This is a genomic window from Kitasatospora sp. NPDC092948 (assembly GCF_044754805.1).
GTDB lineage: Bacteria > Actinomycetota > Actinomycetes > Streptomycetales > Streptomycetaceae > Kitasatospora.
On record NZ_JBIVPU010000003.1, the window covers coordinates 337652 to 357837 of the forward strand.

Sequence of the window (20186 nt, forward strand, 5' to 3'; positions counted from 1 at the left end):
ACCCGCCGTTCACGCCGCAGAAATCGAAAGCACACTCGGGAACCCGTGCGGCGCAAGGATCGTTGCTGCTCAGCGCGGCACTGAGTGCCGCGGCGGTCGCGGCCGGCGGCCGGCGGAGCCGGGCGGGAGCTGACGGGCCGGAAGTGTGGGCGCGCAGTGTAGCAGCCGGTGTCCAGAAGCTTGTGATGGGCCTCACGAATGGCCCGTCAGGCGGGGGTGGATACTTTCGGATATGAGCACCACGGAGCGTCCTCGCATCCTCATTGTCGGCGGTGGTTACGTCGGCCTGTATGCCGCGATGCGCATCCTCAAGAAGATGCGCTACGGCGAAGCGACCGTCACGGTCGTCGACCCGCGGTCGTACATGACGTACCTGCCCTTCCTCCCGGAGGCGGCCGGCGGCAACGTCGCCCCCCGCAACCTCGTCGCGCCCCTGCGCAGCGCCCTGAAGAAGGCGGAGGTGCTCACCGGTCACGTGACCGAGGTGGACCACGCCCGCAAGGTCGCCACCATCCAGCCCGCGGCCGGCGACTCCTACGAACTGCCCTTCGAGTACCTGGTCGTGGCGACCGGCTCGGTCTCCCGCACCTTCCCGATCCCGGGCCTGGCGGAGCACGGCATCGGCATGAAGACGGTGGAAGAGGCGATCAGCCTCCGCAACCACGTCATGGCGCAGCTGGACAAGGCCGAGTCGACCACCGACGAGGACGTCCGCCGCAAGGCGCTGACCTTCGTCGTCATCGGCGGCGGCTTCGCCGGCATCGAGACGGTCGCCGAGATCGAGGACATGGCGCGCGACGCCGCCAAGATCTACAAGACCGTCAGCCGTGACGACATGCGCTTCGTCGTGGTGGAGGCGGCCAACCGCATCCTCCCCGAGATGGGTCCCGACCTGGGTCTGTGGACCAAGGGTCGCCTGGAGGAGCGCAACATCGAGGTCTACATCGAGACCTCGATGGACTCCTGCGTCGACCAGCACGTGGTGCTGAAGAACGGCATGGAGTTCGACGCCTCCACCATCGTGTGGACCGCCGGCGTGAAGCCGAACCCGATCGTCAACCGCTTCGGTCTGCCGCTCGGCCCGCGCGGCCACGTCGACACCAAGCCGACCCTGCAGGTCCAGGGCTTCGACTACGTGTGGGCGGCCGGCGACAACGCCCAGGTCCCCGACCTGGCCTCCGGCGAGGGCGCCTGGTGCCCGCCGAACGCGCAGCACGCGGTCCGTCAGGCCGCCGTCCTCGGCGACAACGTGGTGGCCGGCATGCGCGGCTTCCCGCAGGCCGAGTACAAGCACAAGAACCTCGGTGCGGTGGCCGGCCTCGGCCTGCACAAGGGTGTGGCGATCCTGTTCGGCAAGGTCAAGCTCAAGGGCCGCCTCGCCTGGTACTTCCACCGCGCCTACCACGGTGCGATGGTCCCCACCGTGAACCGCAAGATCCGGGTCTTCACCGACTGGACGCTGGCGATGTTCCTCAAGCGCGAGACCGTCGGTCTCTCCGAGATGGAGAAGCCGTTCGACGCCTTCCAGGAGGCGACCGCTCCGCCGAAGCCGGCCGCCGCGGCCGAGCCGAAGAAGGAGCTTGCGTCCAGCAAGTAGGCGACCAGACCCGCCAGTTCGGGTTACGAGTCGGAGGCCCTCCGCCCGGCAACGCCGCCGGACCACGTCCTCCGTGGTGCTCAGCCGGCCTTGGTGCCGGGCGGAGTACAGCAATCGGTTGACGAAGGCCCCCACCCCCGCCGGGTGGGGGCCTTCGGGCGTTCTACCGGGTCTCCTCGGCGGGCGCGGTGCGGTCGTTCAGCCGCTCGTGGCGCTGGCGGGCGGCCTGCGGGGTGCCCAGGCCGAGGCCGAAGGCGATCTCCTGCCAGGTCATCCCGCGGCCGCGGGCCATGGTGAGCAACCCGGCCTCCAGCTCGTCGAGTTCGGCCCGGACCAGGGGGAGCAGGGTGAGGGCGGCGGTCAGGTCGGCCCGGTCCACCTCCGGCTCGCCGTCCTCGGCGAGCGCGGCGCCGCTGAGCAGGAAGGCGACCAGCCGGACCGCCTCGTGCGGGGCGGGCATCGCGGGGTTGGTCTGGCGGCGGCGCTGCTCGTCGGTGGCGGCATGGCGCTCGGCGATCCGGAACAGCGAGGCGTAGACGCGCTGGGTGCGGGCGGCTTCGGGGTCCGGGAGGGCGAACGGGTCGGTGTCGGTCATCGGGCCAGCATGCGCCGGTGAACGGTATGGCGTCAACGGATTACGTTGAACGTTCTGTTTATGATATTGATCGTACCCGTGCGGCCGCCTAGCATGGCGATCTCTGTCAGCAGTCAACCTGGGGGTACCACAATGGAACTGACCATCCGTCAATCGGCCCTGATCGCCGCCGCCACCACCGCGCTGGCCGCCGCGGCCGTCGTCGGCTCCGGCTTGGAGTGGACGGTCGCCCCGGCCGACCCGGCCGCCGTGGCGCAGGGCTCCGTGCAGCAGTCCGCGGGCGACCTCGTGGTGCCGGACCACATGGCGCTGTCCGTCACCGACCACGTCGCGCTCTGACGCCCGCGGTGCGGGCAGCGGCCGACGAGCCGGCGGCGCAGCTGGTCGCGCGGACCGCCGAGCGGCTGATCCGGCTCTGGGCCGAGCGCGGGGAGCTCCACCACCCCGGCTGGGGCCGGCCGTTCCGGCAGCTCGGCGAGCTGCTGCCCGCACCGGACGTGGAATTCGCCGTCCACAACCCGCAGATGGTGCCGCTGCTCTGGTACCCGGCCCTGCGCCGGGACACCCCGCACGGCACCGTCGTCGAGGTCTTCGACCACCTCCCGGCGGACGTCGGCCCGCCGCTGCCGCGCCGCCAGGAGCTGTCCCGGATCTACAGCTGGGCCCCCGTCACCCGCACCGCCCTCGACTGGATCGCCGACCGGCTGGCCGGCCGCGGCCTGCTCGAAGTCGGCGCCGGCAGCGGCTACTGGGCCGCACGGCTGCGCGCCCGCGGCGTCGACGTCCTGGCCACCGACGCCGAGGCCCGAACCGAACTCAACGGCTGGACCGACCGCTTCCGCTGGACGGACGTCCGCCCCGGCCGGGCCGCCGACGACGCCGCCGCGCACCCCGACCGGGTCCTCGCCCTGATCTGGCCCCCGCACCGTGACCCGATGGCCCGGCACGCCCTGCGCGCCCACCGCGGCGATCACCTGCTCTACCTCGGCGACCGCCCCGGCGGCCTCTGCGCCGACGACGCCTTCTTCGCCGAACTCGCCGCCCACTGGCGCCCCGTGGCCCGCTGCCCGCTCACCCTCCGCTGGCTCGGCAACCACGACGCCCTGACCCATTACGTCCGCCGGTGACGGCCTCGGCGCCCACTCGCCGCGGTGCGGCCCGGGTGGTGACGGTCCGGCGACAGCCCTGACGCGACGGCCCGGTTCTCGGAGCCGCCGGCACCCTTCCGCCGGTGCCCCCGCCGCGCGAGAGTGGGCGGACCGCCGCCGCGCCGAACGGAGCCCCACGTGATCCACCTCCGCCACTACCGGGCCGACGAAGTGACCGCCGAATTCCGCGAGATGCTGATCACCGTCCACGCGGACGCCTACGCCGACGCGATGGACGACGAGTTCAACCGGCGCTTCCCCTGGTTCGTCGACCACTGGACCGGCATGGACGGGTTCAGCTGCGTGGTCGCCCACGACGACGACCGGCCCGTCGGCTTCGCCTACGGGGCGCCCCTCGCCGACGGCCGCGAATGGTGGCGGGACCACATGGCTCCGACGCCCGGAGCGTCCAGCACGTACGCGGTCTCCGAACTGATGGTCCGCCCGCGGTGGCGCAAGACCGGTACGGCCGCCCGCCTCCACGACGAACTGCTCGGCGGCCGGCCGGAGCACCTGGCCGTGCTCCTGGTCGACACCGAACACCCCAAGGTGCAGGCCCTGTACGAGCGCTGGGGATACCGGAAGGTGGGCGACCGGCAGCCGTTCGCCGACAGTCCGGTCTACGCGGTCATGGTGCGGTCCCTCTCCGCCGCCTGACCTCCCCCCGCGGCGCGGTCGGCCGCAGCCGCCTGCCGGCGTCCGGCTCGCGGGGGGCATCGTAGTCAGGCCATCACCGCAGGTCACGGCATATATGCAGACTGGTGCCCAGAGCCGGACTCGAACCGGCACGGCCTTCCGGCCAAGCAGTTTTAAGCTGCCCGTGTCTGCGTTCCACCATCTGGGCCTGGGAGCGCGTGAGCTCGGTTACTGAGCCTAGTCGGCCGGGCGACGGTTTCGCATATTTCCCGGGACGGAAGTTGTCATGCTTCCATGCCATCTGACGAAGCGTCTGTCATTTCGGCCACCGTTCGACGGTTCTCGGCCACCCCCTGCTCTCGGGGACGGTGTCATACCGCAGGAGGAGGGCCCCGGGGCGGTCGTACACCTGCGGGCGGGGCGGCAACCGTTCGACGGAGCGACGAATTTCCATGATCACAAAGGAGAGGATGAGGTAGCGGTCGACGCCCTGTGCGGACCGCGCCCAGTGACGATCCCAGCACCTCCCGGACAGGAGTCCCTTCGTGAGCACCTCGACCGCGTACGCAGCCCACACCGGTCTGGCGGCGGCCCGCGCCACCGGTCTCAACAAGGTCTACGGCGAAGGCGACACCCGTGTCGTCGCACTCGACAACGTCTCGGTCTCCTTCGGCCAGGGCGAGTTCACCGCGATCATGGGCCCGTCCGGCTCCGGCAAGTCCACCCTGATGCACTGCATGGCGGGCCTGGACACGGTCAGCTCCGGCTCGGCGACCATCGGCGAGACCGAACTGGTCGGCCTGAAGGACAAGCAGCTCACCAAGCTGCGCCGCGACAAGATCGGCTTCGTCTTCCAGGCGTTCAACCTGCTGCCGACCCTGACCGCGCTGGAGAACATCACGCTGCCGATGGACATCGCCGGCCGCAAGGTCGACAAGGCCTGGCTGGACCGCGTGGTGGAGACGGTCGGCCTGTCCGGCCGCCTCTCGCACCGCCCCGCGCAGCTGTCCGGCGGCCAGCAGCAGCGCGTCGCCTGCGCCCGCGCGCTGGCCTCCAAGCCGGAGATCATCTTCGCCGACGAGCCCACCGGCAACCTGGACTCCCGCTCCGGCGCCGAGATCCTCTCCTTCCTGCGCAACTCGGTGCGGGAGCTCGGCCAGACCGTGGTGATGGTGACGCACGACCCGGTGGCCGCCTCCTACGCGGACCGCGTGGTGTTCCTCGCCGACGGCCGGATCGTCGACGAGCTGACCAACCCCACCGCGGACTCGGTCCTCGACCGGATGCGTCGTTTCGACGCCAAGGGCCGCACCAGCTGACGGTCCCTCAGCAGCCGACCGACCACACCACCCCAGGACTGACCCCATGTATCGCACCGCACTGCGCAACGTGCTGGCCCACAAGGGCCGACTGCTGATGACGGCACTCGCCGTCATGCTGGGCACCGCCTTCGTCGCCGGCACCCTGGTGTTCTCGGACACCATGGGCCAGGCCGTCCGCGACAGCTACTCCAAGAGCTACTCCGACGTCTCGGTGCTCGTCTCCGACAAGTGGTCCCGCAACGCCGACGAGGGCCCCCAGGCGGCCGACCAGAAGAAGCGCGACGCACTGACCGACGCCACCGTGAAGGACCTCACCGCGCTGCCGGGCGCCGCGCGGGTCCGCGGCGTGGTCACCGGCTTCACCGCCGTCGCCGACAAGAAGGGCAACCTGATCGGCGAGGCGTGGAGCTCCCAGGGCACCAACTTCGCCCCGGACGCCTCCGGCCAGGACTCGCGCTACCAGATGGTGCAGGGCCGCGGCCCGAAGGCGGCCGGCGAGATCGCGCTGAACAAGCAGGCCGCCGACAAGGCCGGCTACCAGGTCGGCGACAAGGTCCGGGTGGCCGGCAACGGCGCCGCCGAGGACACCACGCTCACCGGCGTGTTCACCTCCGACGACCCGCAGGTCACCTCCGGCGGCACGCTGGTGCTGATGGACACCGCCACCGCCCAGCAGCGGCTGCTGGAGCCCGGCCACTACAACTCGATCGCGCTGACCGCCAAGCCCGGCGTCGCGGAGAGCGCGCTGCTGGACGCGGCCAAGGCCAAGCTGCCCGGCGACGTCTTCGACCTGGAGACCGGTCAGCAGCTCACGGACGAGCAGTCCAAGATGGTGGCCCAGTCGGTCACCGGCATGAAGAGCATGCTGCTGGTGTTCGCCGGCATCTCGCTGTTCGTCGGCATCTTCATCATCGTCAACACCTTCACCATGCTGATCGCCCAGCGCCTGAAGGAGCTGGCCCTGCTGCGCGCGGTCGGCGCGAGCCGCGTGCAGGTCACCGACTCGGTGCTGATCGAGGCGCTGCTGATCGGCGTGATCGCCTCGGTGGCCGGTCTGCTGCTCGGCATCGGCATCGGCGCCGGCATGCAGTCCCTGCTGCACGCCATGAACGACGGCATGCCCACCGGTTCGCTGGTGATCGCCCCGGTCACCGTGATCGGCACCCTGGTGATCGGCATCGTGGTGACGGTGCTGTCCGCGCTGATCCCGGCCGTCCGCGCCTCGCGGATTCCCCCGGTGGCGGCGATGAGCAGCGGCGACCTCCCCAGCACCCAGCGCGGCCTGGTGATCCGCAACTCGATCGGCACGCTGGTGGCCGGCGGCGGCATCGCCCTGATCCTGCTCGGCGCGTTCTCCAAGGGCAGCGGCGCCAAGGCCTTCCTGGAGCTCGGCGCCCCGTTCACCCTGATCGGCGTGTTCATCCTGCTGCCGCTGCTGTCGCGGCCGGTGGTCGCCCTGGTCGGCCCGCTGCTGGCCAAGGTCTTCGGCACCCCCGGCAAGCTGGCCCGCCGCAACGCCGTCCGCAACCCGCGCCGCACCGCCAGCACCGCGGCCGCGCTGACCATCGGCCTGACCCTGGTCACCGCCGTGACGGTGATCGGCAGCTCGGTCACCAGCACGGTCACCCGCCTGGTCAGCGGCTCGATGAAGGCCGACTACACGGTCTCGATGGCCAACCATCACTCGCTCTCGCACGACCTGGCGCCGCTGATCGCCAAGGCGGACGGCGTGACCGCGGTCAGCCCGGTCGGCAACGTGATGTGGACGATCGACGGGGACAGCCGGGCGATCGAGGGCTTCGACGCCGCCGCCTTCGACCAGCTGGTGACGGTGAAAATGGCGTCCGGCTCGACCGGCGCGCTGAAGCAGGGCCAGATCCTGGTCGACGACGAGTACGCCGGCAAGCACAACCTGAGCCAGGGCTCCACCGTCAAGGCCGAGGTGGCCGACGGCAAGACGCTGGACCTCACCGTCGGCGGCGTGTTCGAGCGCAACCCCACCCTGTCGCCGGTCATCGCGCCCAACGCGCTGATCGACCAGCACGACCCCGACTCGTTCGTCTCCGAGATCCTGGTCAAGGGCAAGGACGGCGAGACCGCCGCGCTCAAGCAGGCCGTCAAGGAGGCCACCGGCAGCAACCCGGTGATCGAGGTGCTGACCGAGAAGGACAAGGTCGCCGAGTTCAGCCGGATCATCACGATGATGCTGAACATCATGTACGGCCTGCTCGGCATGGCGGTGCTGGTCGCGGTCCTCGGTGTGATCAACACGCTGGCGATGTCGGTGTTCGAGCGCAAGCGCGAGATCGGCATGCTGCGGGCGATCGGCCTGGACCGGCGCGGCATCAAGCGGATGGTCCGCATCGAGTCCGTGGTGATCTCGCTCTTCGGCGCCCTGATCGGCGTGGGGCTCGGCGTCTTCCTGGCCTGGTCGGCGACCCGGGTGCTCGCCGCGGACCTGACCGGGCTGACCACCTCGATCCCCTACGGCAGCGTGCTGCTCTTCCTCGCGCTGGCCGCGGTGGTCGGCGTCGTCGCCGCCCTCTGGCCGGCCCGCCGGGCCTCCCGGATGGACATCCTCAGCAGCATCAAGACCGACTGATCCGGCGTCGGGAACGCCGCACCGCCCGCCTCCGGGACCACCGGGGGCGGGCGGTGCGGCATTTCCGGGCGCCCGCGGTCAGCGGGTCTCGATCACGACCTTCTCGATCACCACGTCCTGCACCGGGCGGTCGTTGCGCGGGTTGGTGTCGGTGGTGGCGATCGCGTCCACGACCTTCTGGCTGGCCTCGTCCGCGACCTCGCCGAAGATGGTGTGCTTGCCGGTCAGCCAGGTGGTCGGGCCGACCGTGACGAAGAACTGCGAACCGTTGGTGCCCGGGCCCGCGTTGGCCATCGCCAGCAGGTACGGCTTGGTGAACGCCAGGTCCGGGTGGAACTCGTCGGCGAACTTGTAGCCGGGGCCGCCGGTGCCGTTGCCCAGCGGGTCGCCGCCCTGGATCATGAACCCTTCGATGACCCGGTGGAACACCGTGCCGTCGTACAGCGGAGCGTTGCTGGGCTGCCCGGTGTTCGGGTCGATCCACTGGCGCTCACCGGTCGCCAGCTCGACGAAGTTCTTGACCGTCTTGGGGGCGTGGTTCGGCAGCAGCCGGATCACGATGTCGCCCTTGTTGGTCTTGAGCGTGGCGTACAGCTCCTCGGCCATCCGGGGGGCCGCCTTTCTGATCGTGTGTCAGTTGCGCCCCCCACCCTGCCCTCTCGGGGGCCCTGCGCGCAGCCGACACGGGATCCTCCTCACGGCTGACGCGGAATACTTTGCCAAACCATTACTCTTATGCTCTGTATGGGTGGTGCCGTGCCGCCCCGGAAGGAATGTGATGAGAAGCAGAAACCCGGTCTTCTCGCGGGAGGGGTCCTTCACCCGCGACAACCAGTACGCGGGGTTCGGCACGCAGCCGGCCGGGCAGCAGGCCTACGGCAACCCGTACGCCAACAACGCCTACGCGCAGGCCGGCGGGCAGTCGCTGACCGACCAGCAGCTCGCCGAGATGTACGGAGCCCCGGCCGCGGGCCCGGCCCAGACCGGCCGGATGACGCTGGACGACGTGGTCGCCCGCACCGCGATGACGCTGCTCACGCTGGTCGCCACCGGCGCGGTGGCCTGGTTCGTGGTCCCGGTCGAGAAGTACGCGATCGCCGTTGTCGCCGCGGTCGCCGCGATGATCGTCGGCCTGGTGATCAGCTTCAAGCGCAGCGTCAACCCCGCGCTGATCCTGACCTACGCCGGCCTTGAGGGCTTCTTCCTCGGCGCGATCAGCAAGGCCTTCAACACGCTGCTGCCGGGCATCGCCGTCCAGGCCGTGCTGGGCACCACCGCGGTGTTCGCGGCCACGCTGATCGCCTACAAGAGCGGAAAGATCCGGGTCACCCCGCGGTACACCCGGATCGGCATCTCGATCGCGATGGGCTTCGTGATCCTGATGTTCGTCAACCTGATCGCCACCATGTTCGGCGCGGACTTCGGGTTCCGCTCCGGTCCGCTGGGCATCGTGGTCGGCCTGGTCGGCATCGCCCTCGGCGCGTTCTTCCTGACTCTCGACTTCAACGAGATCCAGGAGGGCATCCGCCACGGCGCCCCCGAGCGCGAGTCCTGGCGGGCCGCCTTCGGTCTGACGCTGTCGCTGGTGTGGATCTACCTGGAGATGCTGCGCCTGATCGCCATCCTGCGCGGCGACGACTGATCGCGGCGCCGGCAGTCGCGGCGGGCCCCGGAGGATGCTCCTCCGGGGCCCGCCGCGTTCCGTCCGGCCCCGGCTTGGCTACCCTCGGGGCCATGTCCGAGCACCACCCCGCCACCCCCGCCCAGTTGACCGCCGCCGTGGACCGGCTGGCCGACCGCTTCCGGGCCATGCCGCAGAGCCGCCTGCTGGCCGCCGTCCCCGGCCACCCCTCGCGGGCCGCCGCGGTACTCGCGCTGGCCGGCCGGCTGGCCGACGCCGCCCGCGCCCAGCAGGGCCTGCCGCCGCTGCCCGTCCCCGACTGCGGGGCGTTCGCGGTCGGCGACCAGCTCGCCGTCACCGGCCACGACCTGGCCGCTGCCGCCGCCGACCGCCCCGAGGCGCTGGCCGCCGCGCTCGCCGACCTCGCGGACACCGACCGCCGGACCGCCTGACGCCGCGTCAAAAAAGAGCGGGGCGCCGATCCGCCCGGGCAACCCCTTGCCGCGCGGTCGACGCCCCGTCGGGCCCGCATCAGATCGAGGCGACCACCCGGTCGGCCAGCACGTAGACGGTGTCGCCGTCGGTGGAGAACGTCAGCGAGTACGACCCGGAGAACCGGGAGCCGCCCAGCAGCCGGACGTCCTCGCCGGCCCGGACGGCGTCGATCAGCCGGTACGCCGCCTCCCGGTCGCCGGGCGCCACGCACAGCGTGGTGCCGTCGGCGAACGCGTACACGTCCAGCGTGCCGAGCGGGCCCGGGCGGACGTCGGTGAGGGCGATCCGGTCCTCGGCGAGCGCGGCGAGCCGGTCGTCGGTCCACTCGCGGGACGGGGTCGGGCTGGGCACGAAGTCCGGGTGCGAGGGGTGCCGGCGCGGGTCGGGCACGGCGGCGGGCTCGCTGTCGGCGTCCAGCAGCCCGGCCTCCAGGCCGGTGGCCAGCAGGTCGGCCTCCCGGCGGGCCTTCACGTCGCCGTTGTCGCCGGGCACGGGCAGGCCGGCGCCGCCCGGGGCGACCGAACCGCCGTCCGCGGGGCCGTCCTTGACCAGGTCCTCCAGCGCGTGCCGCAGCGCCTCGCCGAACTCCGGGTCCATCACGCCGTGGTTGTCGGCGGCCTCCTGCGGGCCGGTCGGGCGCGGGAAGAAGATCGGCCAGTCCTCGCCGGCCGCCGTGAACGGGGTGTCGAACAGCGGCGCGTCCTCGGTGGCGCGCGCCTCCTGTTCCGCCCAGAACGCCCGGGCCTCGGTGATCTCACGCTCCCGGTCGGCGGCGAGCGCCTCGGCGACGGCGCGGCGTATCAGCGCCTCGTCGAGCTGCGGGGCGGGCTGCGCGGTGGGCTGCGCGGCGTCCAACTTCCGCCCCAAGGCGCGGAGGTGGAGCAGGACGGCGGCGGTCAGGGCGATCAGGGCCAGCAGCAGGGAGGTGTAGACGACGCTCACGGAACGTACTCCCAACGAGGAGCGGAACGGGGTTACGGCTCCACACTGCCGTATCCGCGCCCGTTACTGCAGAGGCGGATGTCCGATTTGCCAGTGACTTTCCTACTTGTCCTTAAATTGTTGGGTAATGCCGCTCCACGCAGCGGAGTTGATCCATTCCGGTGCGTCGACATTTCGGTCCCGGAAGGCAGAAAATCGGGCCGGATCGCACCTGGAGTGTGATCCGGCCCTCAATTACGGACGGTGACTCCGGACGGGTGAGACACCCGTCACGGTGTCGCCGCCGCGGTCAGCTCAGCCGCTCGACGACCATGGCCATGCCCTGGCCGCCGCCGACGCACATGGTCTCCAGGCCGAACTGCTTGTCGTGCCACTGCAGCGAGTTGATCAGGGTGGTGGTGATCCGGGCGCCGGTCATGCCGAACGGGTGGCCCACCGCGATCGCGCCGCCGTTGACGTTCAGCCGGTCCAGGTCGATGCCCAGGTCCCGGTAGGACGGGATGACCTGCGCCGCGAACGCCTCGTTGATCTCCACCAGGTCGATGTCGCCGATCGACAGGCCGGCCCGCTTCAGGGCCTGCTTGGACGCCTCCACCGGGCCGTAGCCCATGATCTCCGGCGACAGCGCCGAGACGCCGGTGGAGACCACCCGGGCCAGCGGGGTGATGCCCAGCTCGCGCGCCTTGGTGTCCGACATGATCACCAGCGCCGCCGCGCCGTCGTTCAGCGGGCAGCAGTTACCGGCCGTCACGGTGCCGTCCGGGCGGAACACCGGCTTCAGGCCGGACACGCCCTCCAGCGTCACGCCCGCGCGCGGGCCGTCGTCCGCGCTCACCACGGTGCCGTCCGGCAGCGTCACCGGGGTGATCTCGCGCTGCCAGAAGCCCGCCTTGATCGCGGCCTCGGCCAGGTTCTGCGAGCGGACGCCGAACTCGTCCTGCTCGGCCCGGGTGATGCCCTTCAGCGCGGCCAGGTTCTCCGCGGTCTGGCCCATCGCGATGTACGCGTCCGGCAGCAGGCCGTCCTCGCGCGGGTCGTGCCACGCCCCGCCGCCGGTCTCCGCGCGGTGCTTGGTGCGCGCCTGCGCCTCGTCGAACAGCGGGTTCATGGTGCCCGGCATGCCGTCCGAGGTGCCGTTGATCGAACGGGAGACGGTCTCCACGCCGGCCGAGACGAAGACGTCGCCCTCGCCGGCCTTGATCGCGTGCAGCGCCATCCGGGTGGTCTGCAGCGAGGACGAGCAGTAGCGGGTGATGGTCGCGCCCGGCAGGTAGTCCATGCCCATCTGGACGGCGACGATCCGGGCCAGGTTGTGGCCCTGCTCGCCGCCCGGCAGGCCGCAGCCCAGCATCAGGTCGTCGATCTCGCGCGGGTCCAGCTGCGGCACCTTGGCCAGTGCGGCGCCGATGATCTGCGCGGTCAGGTCGTCCGGGCGGATGTCCTTGAGGGAGCCCTTGAAGGCCCGGCCGATCGGCGAACGGGCGGCGCTGACGATGACGGCTTCGGGCATGGCGGGCTCCTCGCTGAGTGACCTCGGGACGCGATCCGGTGGATCTCCGGGGAAAGTTACCGCTTGGTAGCTCCGGCGTCATCCGCCTCCGGATGTGAGTTGGCCGACGCGATCGCCCGCGGCCGTTCGCCGTCCACGACCGCCTTGGCGTCCTCCGCACCGGGCAGCGCCAGCCGGAACCGCTGCTTGAGCGTCGCCCACCGCCACGTCCCGTTCGACGGGCCCGCCGCCGTCACCTCGGTGCCCGAACGCCCCGCCGCCGCCGCGGCCGCCACGGCCACCGGCAGCACCGCCTGCGGCTCCACCGGCCCGCCCACCGCGGACGGCGTGTCCTGCGGCCACAGGTCGAGCGCCGCGCACACCGACGGCAGCATCGCCATCGACGCCGTCGCGTACCCCTGCGCGGACGGGTGGTAGCGGTCCGCGGAGAACAGCTCCGGACGGGTCGCGAACTCCGGGCCCAGCAGCGAGCCCACCGAGACCGTCCGGCCGCCGGCCTCCACCACCGCGATGGTCTGCGCCGCCGCGAGCTGCCGGCTCAACCGGCGCGCCACCCAGCGCAGCGGCGGGCGCACCGGCTTGATCGTCCCCAGGTCCGGGCAGGTGCCGACCACCACCTCGCAGCCCGCCGAGACCAGCCGGCCCACCGTCTCGCCCAGCTCCCGCACGCTGCGGGCGGCCGGGGCGTGCCTGGTCACGTCGTTGGCGCCGATCATCAGCACCGCGACGTCCGGACAGTGCGGCAGCGCGCGTTCCAGCTGCCCCGCGAGGTCGCCCGAGCGGGCGCCCGACTTCGCCACGTTCAGCAGCCGCACCGGACGCTCGGCGACCGAGGCCAGCCCCGACGCGAGCAGGGCGCCCGGGGTCTCCTGCGCGCGCTGCACGCCCAGGCCGGCGGCCGTCGAATCGCCGAGGAACGCCATCACCAGCGGCGGCCGGGGATCCGCCGGATCGGCGAACGCCTCCCCGTGCAGGCCGTCCGCGCGCGGCGGGTCGCCGCCCAGCACGCCGATCGCCCGGACCGCCATCCGGCTCTCGGTCAGCAGCACCCCGGCCAGGCCCACCCCGAGCAGCCCGAGCCCACCGCCCCCGTACGCCGCCGCGGTCGCGATCCGCCGCGCCACCCGCGCCCTCGATGCCTGCGAGCCGGCCATCCGGCCACCCCCTCTCCTCTTCCACCCACACTCGTACCCGCTCACCCCGACCCCCTACCGCCCGCCCCCGCCGACCACCCGCCCGGAGCCCCTCCGCCCGGGGCGGGGCGAAGGGGCGACGCCCCGGTGGCGGCGGGGCTCCGGCCGGCATTCCGAATTCTGTGTGGCGAAGTGCCTTCTTCGAGGGCGGTTGTTCGGTCGCGGTGGAGTGCCGGCACCCGCCGGAAGTGGTTTGTTCGGGTGGCGCGGGAGACATGGGGCGGATGGGCGCAGCGGGTACGAAGGGGGCCCTAGGCTGGGGTTTTCGGCAACCAGGGCTGCCATTTACCGGGAGGATCTCCGTGCGGTACCACAATTCGATCATCGAGCTGGTCGGCGACACCCCGCTGGTGAAGCTCAACAAGGTCACCGAGGGCATCAGCGCCACCGTGCTGGCGAAGGTCGAGTACTTCAATCCGGGCGGTTCGGTGAAGGACCGGATCGCGATGCGGATGATCGAGGCGGCGGAGGCCTCCGGTGCCCTCAAGCCGGGTGGCACCATCGTCGAGCCCACCAGCGGCAACACCGGTGTGGGTCTGGCGATCGTGGCCCAGCAGAAGGGCTACAAGTGCATTTTCGTGTGCCCGGACAAGGTGTCCACGGACAAGATCAACACCCTGCGGGCGTACGGCGCGGAGGTCGTGGTCTGCCCGACCGCGGTCGCCCCGGAGCACCCGGACTCGTACTACAACGTCTCGGACCGGCTGGTCCGTGAGACCCCGAACGCCTGGAAGCCGGACCAGTACTCGAACCCGGACAACCCGGCCTCGCACTACCACTCCACCGGCCCGGAGCTGTGGGAGCAGACGGAGGGCCGGATCACCCACTTCGTGGCGGGCGTCGGCACCGGCGGCACCATCTCGGGCACCGGCCGGTACCTGAAGGAGGCGTCCGGCGGGAAGGTCCAGGTGGTCGGCGCGGACCCGGAGGGCTCGGTGTACTCGGGCGGCACCGGCCGGCCGTACCTGGTGGAGGGCGTCGGCGAGGACTTCTGGCCGACCGCCTACGACCGCGAGGTCGCGGACCGGATCGTCGCGGTCTCCGACAAGGACTCGTTCCAGATGACCCGCCGCCTGGCGAAGGAGGAGGGCCTGCTGGTCGGCGGCTCCTGCGGCATGGCCGTGGTGGCCGCGCTGGAGGTGGCCCGCGAGCTGGGCCCGGACGACGTCGTCGTGGTGCTGCTGCCGGACGGCGGCCGCGGCTACCTGTCGAAGATCTTCAACGACGACTGGATGGCCGACTACGGCTTCCTGCCGACCGCCACCGACGAGGCGCACATCGGCGAGGTGCTGGCCCGCAAGGACGCGGTGGAGCACGAGGGCATCCCGCAGTTCGTGCACATGCACCCGGGCGAGACGGTCGCCGAGGCGGTGCGGGTGCTGCGCGACTTCGGCGTCTCGCAGATGCCGGTGGTCTCCCCGGGCGCCGGCCACCCGGACATCATGGCCGGCGAGGTGGTCGGCTCGGTGGTCGAGCGCGAGTTGCTGGACGGCCTGTTCAACGGGCGGATCGAGCTGACCGACACGCTGGACAGGGCGATGTCCAAGCCGCTGCCGGTGGTCGGCTCCGGCGAGTCGGTGACCAACCTGATGTCGGTGCTGGAGAAGGCCGACGCGGTGGTGGTGCTGGTGGAGGGCAAGCCGCAGGGCATCGTCACCCGTCAGGACCTGCTGGCCTTCCTGACCTCCCGGGCCGGCCACTGACACGTCGTCGGCCGGGCCCGGCCGCCGGTACGTGGACGTCACAAGCGCGCAGCATCGGGTTAACACGGCTCCGGCATTGTGGTGGGCACGGCAAGACAGCCGCACACGGTGACGGCGGGGGCGGGAGCGGCTCTCCGACCTCCGCGGTCACCGGGGATCCGACGACCGGCCCGACCCGGCCGTCGGCTCCGCTCCGCGGGGCCGTCGTCGTCCCGCCCCTGGCCCGTCCAGGGTGTCGACGGCGCCCGTGGCGGATCACGCGTCGCGAGGCGCGGTCTCTGCGCGTTCCCGGGTGGGGGAGCGCGCGGGGGCAGCTGGGGCCGGTCCGGGCGTCGCCCGGACCGGCCCTCGCCGCGTTCCCGCCCGGGGCCGCCGTTTCCCGATGGCCGGGCGACCCCCTACGCTCGCTGTCATGACCAGCACTGAACTGCCCGAGCAGGACGCACCGCGCTACGTTCGCCTCACCATCGAGCTGATCGCCGAGATCACCGACGAGAACGCCCTGAAGGCCGCCGCCCTGACCCAGGTCGCGGACGACGAGTACCTGGACGACGACGAGCGCGCCCAGGCCGTCGAGGCGATCGAGGTGGACCCGACGGGTTCGCTCGCCCACTTCGTCGACCCGGTGGCGCTGCTCGGCGAGGTCCCCGGGGTGGAGCTCGCCTCCGCCACCTGGGAGTCCGCCACCACCGACTACGACCCGGACGACGAGGGCTGGGACGAGTACGAGGTGCAGTGAGCCCCGGCGCGATCCGCGCACAGGCCCGGTCCGGAACCCCGGACCGGGCCTTTTTGTCCGTTCTTTGGATCAGTTGAGTACTCTCGTATGATCTGCACATTTTTGAGTGATCTTGAGTGGCCTTGAGTGGTCCCGGGACCGAGGAGCGTGGACGTGACCGCAGCCGACAAGCAGGAGCGGCCGCTCGGCGGCAACTGGAGCCGACGCGGTGTGCTCGGCGGGCTGCTCGGCGCTCCGGTGCTGCTGCTGGCCGCCTGCCAGGGCGGCGGCAGCAAGCCCGCCGCCGGCGGTACGGGCGCGGCCGGCAGCGGCGAGAGCCCGTCGGTCAGCCCGAAGGCGTCCGTCGCGCAGATCACCATCACGCCCGCCGACGGCGCGACCGCCGCGCCGTTCGCCGAGCCGATCACCGTCACCGTGCAGGACGGCACGCTCACCTCGGTCACCGTCACCGACAGCGCGGGCAAGCAGATAGCCGGAAAGTCGGCCGACGACGGCGCGAGCTGGACCTCCACCGCGGCGCTCTCCTCCGGCACCAAGTACACCGTCGCCGCTTCCGCCGAGGACAAGGACAAGCGGCCGGCGGACGCCAACGCGATCTTCTCCACCGCCTCCCCGGCCAACACCTTCGTCGGCTACTTCACCCCCGAGGACGGCTCCACGGTCGGCGTCGGCATGCCGGTGTCGATCAACTTCAACAAGCCGATCACCGACCGCAAGGCCGTGCAGCAGGCGATCACCGTGGTCGCGGACCCGCCGGTGGAGATCGTCGGCCACTGGTTCGACGCCACCCGGCTGGACTTCCGCCCGCAGCAGTACTGGGCGAAGGGCACCACCGTCACGCTGAAGCTGCGGCTGAAGGACGTGGCCGGCGCCAAGGGCGTCTACGGCACCCAGTCCAAGGACGTCACCTTCACCGTCGGCCGCAGCCAGGTCTCGGTCGCCGACCTGAAGGCCGACACCCTCACCGTCACCACCGACGGCAAGGTCACCGCCACCTACCCGGTGATCGGCGGCTCGCCCGAGCACCGCACCTGGGGCGGCAAGATGGTGATCTCCGAGCGCTTCCAGCAGACCCGGATGAACTCCAGCACGGTCGGCCTCGGCAGCGAGTACGACATCCCGGACGTGCCGCACGCGCAGCGGCTCACCACCTCCGGCACCTTCATCCACGGCAACTACTGGTCGCCGGCCTCGCAGTTCGGCAACGCCAACACCAGCCACGGCTGCATCGCGCTGCAGGACTCGCAGGGCGGCAACAACCCCAACACCAACGCGGCCCGGTTCTACGCGAGTTCGATGCTCGGCGACGTGGTCGAGGTGGTCAACTCCGGCGACCGCACGGTGAACCCGTCCAACGGCCTGAACGGCTGGAACATGTCCTGGGCGGACTGGAAGGCCGGCAGCGCGATCTGACGTCATGTGGGGGCGATGCGGGGAAAGATGGGGGCGCTCGTGAGAGCGGCCTAAATGAATGGTAAAAATATTCGCGTGCGGGGGGACGCATCGATGTGTTGAGCTTGCCTCCGCGGCAGGGCCGATCATGGCCCGGATCCGCCTTGAGGCAGGGGAGTTCAGCCATCAATACCGCCATTCGCCGTTCCGTCCGCGTCGGTACGGCCGTCGCCGCCGGAGCCGTCCTGATCGCCGCCGGCGCCACCGCCTGTGGCACCGTCAAGCAGCTGAGCGCCGGTGAGAAGCTCTCCGGGGCGTTCGGCAAGCTCGGCGACGCCAAGTCGCTCAGCATCCAGCTCTCCGTCGACGCCACCGCGGACCAGCTCGTCGCCTTCGGCAAGGCGATGGACGACCCGATCGAGCAGAAGGACGCCGACCTGCTCTCCAGCCTGACGCTGAACGTGTCGGTGAGCTCCGACAAGCCGCTCAAGGACACCGAGGCGTTCAAGGCCAAGGACGCGACCGGCGCGGTGAACGAGGACTTCGACCTCAAGGGCGTGGCGTACGCCTACACGCTGGGCACCAAGAAGGGCGACAAGACCTACGCCGACATCCGGATGGTCGGCGAGAAGATGTACCTGAAGGCCGACGCCCGCGGCATCGCCCAGCTCGCCGGCCAGGACGCCAAGGAGATCGACGACTTCGCCGCCGCGCTGCCCGCCGAGGCCGGGCCGATCAAGGACGTCGTCGACGGCAAGTGGGTCTCGCTGGACCTGAAGAAGCTCAAGGACCTCGGGGACAAGGAGAAGTCCCCCGCGGCCGGCAGCGGCCAGGCGCTCGACGGGATGGCGGGCATCGACCCGGCAGAGGTGAAGCGCTTCGGCAAGGCCGTCAAGGACGTCTTCTCGAAGAACGTCACCCTGGAGGACAAGGGCAAGTCCGGCGACGCCGACGTCATCCAGGTCTCGGCGCAGGCGCGTCCGCTGGTCGAGGGCCTGGTCAAGGCCTTCGAGAAGCTGGCTCCCGGTGCCGCCGACGCCGCCGGCAAGGGCCTCCCGGCCGGCAAGGGCCTCCCCGCCTTCCCGTCGATCCCGTCCGGCGACGACTTCTCCAAGGTGCCGGACCGCAAGATCGCCGCCGACGTGCAGATCAAGAACGGCAAGGCGCAGGCCATCACCCTCGACCTGGCGCAGTTCGCCGACAAGCCCGACGCGACGGCGCACTTCCCGCTGCGGCTCGGCTTTGTCTCCGACGCCCAGGCCGTCACCGCGCCCAGCGGCGCCACCGAGCTCGACCTGGCCAAGCTCGGCGAGACCTTCGCGAAGCTGGCCGCCGACGAGGCCGGCGCCGGCGCCGCCGACTCGGGCCCGGACGGACCGGCCGCCCCGCTGACCGACGCCCAGTTCGCCGAACTGGCCGCCGCCGGCATCGACCACGAGCAGGCCACCAGCCTGAACGCGGCCGGCCTGTCCTTCCAGGACATCAAGGACTTCGCCGCCGCCCTCAAGGGCTGACGGCCGGTCAACTTCGCACTGCCCCACGGCCCGTCGCAGCCCCGGCTGCGGCGGGCCGTCGCCGTCCCGCCCCCGCCCCCAACGCGACGTCCGGAACCCGCCGGAACGCGGCGGACGGCGGGCGCAGGCTGAGGCGCATGAACACCACCCTTGAGGTGCGGGCGATACCCGCCGGGACGCTCGCCGAACTGCGCCGACTCGACGACAGCGGGCGCTGCCACCCCGTCACCGTCACCGAGGACGCCGGTGCGCCCCTGCGCTGCTGCCTCACCCGCGCCCGGGCCGGCGAGCGGATCACCCTGCTGTCCTACGCGCCGCTGCGCCGCTGGGCCGAGGAGACCGGCTGCGACCCGGGGGCCTACCTGGAGACCGGGCCGGTGTTCGTGCACGCCGACCCGTGCCAGGGCTTCGCCGGCGGCTGGCCGGAAGACTTCCACGGCGGGCCGCGGGTCGTCCGGGCCTACTCCGCGGACGGCCGGATCCTCGGCGGCCGCAGCGGCCGGCCGGACGAACTGCCGAAGCTCGCCGCCGAGTTGCTGGCCGATCCGGAGACCGCCCTGGTGCACGTGCGGGCCGTCGAGTTCGGCTGCTTCATGCACGAGGTGCGACGGGCCGGCTGAGCCCCTTCGGGCCGGATCAGCGCCGCTTGGCGTAGTCCACGAAGCCCTGCCAGTCGACGACCACGCAGGCCACGTCGCCGAGCACCCAGGCGTCGTGGCCGGGCGGGCAGATCATCACATCGCCGGCCCCGAACTCCTCGGCCTGGCCGTCGTCCATCTCGATCCGCATCCGGCCCGAGATCACGTACCCGGCGTGCGAGGCCCGGCAACTGTCCGTCCCGGCGATCGGCTTCACGTGCTCCGACCAGCGCCAGCCCGGCTCGAACACGCCCCGACCGACCCCGCCGGCCTCAAGGTTCACCAGCGCCACCTGCCCCTTGCCGCCTTCGAACGGGCGGACCTCCTCGGGGGAGTCCAGGCTCATCCGCTTCATTCCGGCCATCACCGCTCACCTCCGGCCGACAGCACCCGCACCCCCGTCGCCGGCTCGGCGGCGGGGCACGGCTGACGCTTCCCATCCTGGTGACCCGGCGCCCTCCGCGCCAGGCACGGCGGCCACCTCGGCGGCGGCCGGCACCACGACGTCCCGCACAACCGCCACCCATGATCCGTTCGCC

At 71.6% G+C, this 20186-nt stretch carries 19 protein-coding genes and 1 tRNA gene; 13 read left to right on the forward strand and 7 right to left on the reverse strand.

From position 1 onward, the window contains the following. Nucleotides 1–232: 232 nt before the first annotated feature. The gene (locus tag ACIQF6_RS11045; RefSeq protein ID WP_400892903.1) at nt 233–1597 is read left to right on the forward strand and encodes an NAD(P)/FAD-dependent oxidoreductase; all 1365 of its coding nucleotides are present in this window, start codon (nt 233–235) and stop codon (nt 1595–1597) included. A gap of 163 nt (nt 1598–1760) precedes the next feature. Here the strand turns inward: ACIQF6_RS11045 and ACIQF6_RS11050 are convergent, their stop codons facing one another. Continuing rightward, nucleotides 1761–2192 (reverse strand): DNA-binding protein, encoded by a 432-nt coding sequence (locus ACIQF6_RS11050; RefSeq protein WP_400892906.1) that lies wholly within the window; start codon nt 2190–2192, stop codon nt 1761–1763. Between the two features lie 132 nt (nt 2193–2324). On the opposite strand from ACIQF6_RS11050, the gene ACIQF6_RS11055 reads away from it, so the two are divergent. The 3 genes from ACIQF6_RS11055 to ACIQF6_RS11065 all read left to right on the forward strand — a co-directional run bounded on the left by ACIQF6_RS11055 (nt 2325) and on the right by ACIQF6_RS11065 (nt 3997). Further along, complete coding sequence (locus tag ACIQF6_RS11055) at nt 2325–2531, forward strand: hypothetical protein (protein WP_400892908.1); 207 nt, start codon at nt 2325–2327, stop codon at nt 2529–2531. Nucleotides 2532–2539: 8 nt separating this feature from the next. Next, entirely contained in the window at nt 2540–3319 is a 780-nt protein-coding gene (locus ACIQF6_RS11060) for a hypothetical protein (RefSeq protein ID WP_400892910.1), read from the forward strand. Between the two features lie 213 nt (nt 3320–3532). Then, nucleotides 3533–3997, forward strand: a complete 465-nt coding sequence (locus ACIQF6_RS11065) for a GNAT family N-acetyltransferase (RefSeq protein ID WP_400893888.1) — start codon at nt 3533–3535, stop codon at nt 3995–3997. A gap of 102 nt (nt 3998–4099) precedes the next feature. Here the strand turns inward: ACIQF6_RS11065 and ACIQF6_RS11070 are convergent. Next, nucleotides 4100–4184 (reverse strand) — tRNA-Leu (locus tag ACIQF6_RS11070). Between the two features lie 337 nt (nt 4185–4521). Here ACIQF6_RS11070 and ACIQF6_RS11075 point away from each other — a divergent pair. Both ACIQF6_RS11075 and ACIQF6_RS11080 read left to right on the forward strand, forming a co-directional pair. Then, nucleotides 4522–5295, forward strand: coding sequence for an ABC transporter ATP-binding protein (locus tag ACIQF6_RS11075; RefSeq protein WP_043915787.1), 774 nt, complete (start codon nt 4522–4524; stop codon nt 5293–5295). Between the two features lie 46 nt (nt 5296–5341). Then, nucleotides 5342–7900 (forward strand): ABC transporter permease, encoded by a 2559-nt coding sequence (locus ACIQF6_RS11080; protein ID WP_400892913.1) that lies wholly within the window; start codon nt 5342–5344, stop codon nt 7898–7900. Nucleotides 7901–7978: 78 nt separating this feature from the next. Here ACIQF6_RS11080 and ACIQF6_RS11085 read toward each other — a convergent pair whose 3' ends face one another. Further along, the gene (locus ACIQF6_RS11085) at nt 7979–8506 is read right to left on the reverse strand and encodes a peptidylprolyl isomerase (RefSeq protein WP_400892916.1); all 528 of its coding nucleotides are present in this window, start codon (nt 8504–8506) and stop codon (nt 7979–7981) included. Nucleotides 8507–8678: 172 nt separating this feature from the next. Here ACIQF6_RS11085 and ACIQF6_RS11090 point away from each other — a divergent pair, with 172 nt between their 5' ends. Beyond that, on the forward strand, nt 8679–9542 hold the full coding sequence (locus tag ACIQF6_RS11090) for a Bax inhibitor-1/YccA family protein (protein ID WP_400892918.1): 864 nt from the start codon (nt 8679–8681) through the stop codon (nt 9540–9542). Nucleotides 9543–9634: 92 nt separating this feature from the next. Next, on the forward strand, nt 9635–9973 hold the full coding sequence (locus tag ACIQF6_RS11095) for a hypothetical protein (protein WP_400892921.1): 339 nt from the start codon (nt 9635–9637) through the stop codon (nt 9971–9973). A 79-nt stretch (nt 9974–10052) separates the two neighbouring features. On the opposite strand, the gene ACIQF6_RS11100 is transcribed toward ACIQF6_RS11095, so the two are convergent. The 3 genes from ACIQF6_RS11100 to ACIQF6_RS11110 all read right to left on the reverse strand — a co-directional run bounded on the left by ACIQF6_RS11100 (nt 10053) and on the right by ACIQF6_RS11110 (nt 13622). Further along, nucleotides 10053–10958, reverse strand: coding sequence for a hypothetical protein (locus ACIQF6_RS11100; protein WP_400892924.1), 906 nt, complete (start codon nt 10956–10958; stop codon nt 10053–10055). A gap of 289 nt (nt 10959–11247) precedes the next feature. Beyond that, complete coding sequence (locus ACIQF6_RS11105; RefSeq protein WP_400892926.1) at nt 11248–12468, reverse strand: acetyl-CoA C-acetyltransferase; 1221 nt, start codon at nt 12466–12468, stop codon at nt 11248–11250. Between the two features lie 56 nt (nt 12469–12524). After that, entirely contained in the window at nt 12525–13622 is a 1098-nt protein-coding gene (locus ACIQF6_RS11110; protein WP_400892928.1) for an SGNH/GDSL hydrolase family protein, read from the reverse strand. Nucleotides 13623–13963: 341 nt separating this feature from the next. Here ACIQF6_RS11110 and ACIQF6_RS11115 point away from each other — a divergent pair, with 341 nt between their 5' ends. The 5 genes from ACIQF6_RS11115 to ACIQF6_RS11135 all read left to right on the forward strand — a co-directional run bounded on the left by ACIQF6_RS11115 (nt 13964) and on the right by ACIQF6_RS11135 (nt 19629). Next, nucleotides 13964–15364: a cystathionine beta-synthase gene (locus ACIQF6_RS11115; protein WP_400892930.1), complete on the forward strand. Its 1401-nt coding sequence runs from the start codon at nt 13964–13966 to the stop codon at nt 15362–15364. A 412-nt stretch (nt 15365–15776) separates the two neighbouring features. Further along, complete coding sequence (locus ACIQF6_RS11120; RefSeq protein WP_400892932.1) at nt 15777–16103, forward strand: hypothetical protein; 327 nt, start codon at nt 15777–15779, stop codon at nt 16101–16103. A gap of 147 nt (nt 16104–16250) precedes the next feature. After that, complete coding sequence (locus ACIQF6_RS11125; protein WP_400892937.1) at nt 16251–17516, forward strand: Ig-like domain-containing protein; 1266 nt, start codon at nt 16251–16253, stop codon at nt 17514–17516. A 143-nt stretch (nt 17517–17659) separates the two neighbouring features. Continuing rightward, nucleotides 17660–19009, forward strand: coding sequence for a hypothetical protein (locus ACIQF6_RS11130; RefSeq protein WP_400892939.1), 1350 nt, complete (start codon nt 17660–17662; stop codon nt 19007–19009). Nucleotides 19010–19146: 137 nt separating this feature from the next. After that, nucleotides 19147–19629, forward strand: a complete 483-nt coding sequence (locus ACIQF6_RS11135) for a DUF1203 domain-containing protein (protein WP_400892942.1) — start codon at nt 19147–19149, stop codon at nt 19627–19629. A gap of 16 nt (nt 19630–19645) precedes the next feature. Here ACIQF6_RS11135 and ACIQF6_RS11140 read toward each other — a convergent pair whose 3' ends face one another. Beyond that, nucleotides 19646–20011, reverse strand: coding sequence for a cupin domain-containing protein (locus tag ACIQF6_RS11140; RefSeq protein ID WP_400892946.1), 366 nt, complete (start codon nt 20009–20011; stop codon nt 19646–19648). Between the last annotated feature and the right edge of the window lie 175 nt (nt 20012–20186).

Bases quoted from the DNA above. Each gene is read 5' to 3' on its own strand.
- ACIQF6_RS11045 (WP_400892903.1), top strand. From the start codon at position 233: ATGAGCACCACGGAGCGTCCTCGCATCCTCATTGTCGGCGGTGGTTAC.
- ACIQF6_RS11050 (WP_400892906.1), bottom strand. From the start codon at position 2,192: ATGACCGACACCGACCCGTTCGCCCTCCCGGACCCCGAAGCCGCCCGC.
- ACIQF6_RS11055 (WP_400892908.1), top strand. From the start codon at position 2,325: ATGGAACTGACCATCCGTCAATCGGCCCTGATCGCCGCCGCCACCACC.
- ACIQF6_RS11065 (WP_400893888.1), top strand. From the start codon at position 3,533: ATGCTGATCACCGTCCACGCGGACGCCTACGCCGACGCGATGGACGAC.
- ACIQF6_RS11080 (WP_400892913.1), top strand. From the start codon at position 5,342: ATGTATCGCACCGCACTGCGCAACGTGCTGGCCCACAAGGGCCGACTG.
- ACIQF6_RS11085 (WP_400892916.1), bottom strand. From the start codon at position 8,506: ATGGCCGAGGAGCTGTACGCCACGCTCAAGACCAACAAGGGCGACATC.
- ACIQF6_RS11090 (WP_400892918.1), top strand. From the start codon at position 8,679: ATGAGAAGCAGAAACCCGGTCTTCTCGCGGGAGGGGTCCTTCACCCGC.
- ACIQF6_RS11095 (WP_400892921.1), top strand. From the start codon at position 9,635: ATGTCCGAGCACCACCCCGCCACCCCCGCCCAGTTGACCGCCGCCGTG.
- ACIQF6_RS11105 (WP_400892926.1), bottom strand. From the start codon at position 12,468: ATGCCCGAAGCCGTCATCGTCAGCGCCGCCCGTTCGCCGATCGGCCGG.
- ACIQF6_RS11110 (WP_400892928.1), bottom strand. From the start codon at position 13,622: ATGGCCGGCTCGCAGGCATCGAGGGCGCGGGTGGCGCGGCGGATCGCG.
- ACIQF6_RS11120 (WP_400892932.1), top strand. From the start codon at position 15,777: ATGACCAGCACTGAACTGCCCGAGCAGGACGCACCGCGCTACGTTCGC.
- ACIQF6_RS11135 (WP_400892942.1), top strand. From the start codon at position 19,147: ATGAACACCACCCTTGAGGTGCGGGCGATACCCGCCGGGACGCTCGCC.
- ACIQF6_RS11140 (WP_400892946.1), bottom strand. From the start codon at position 20,011: ATGGCCGGAATGAAGCGGATGAGCCTGGACTCCCCCGAGGAGGTCCGC.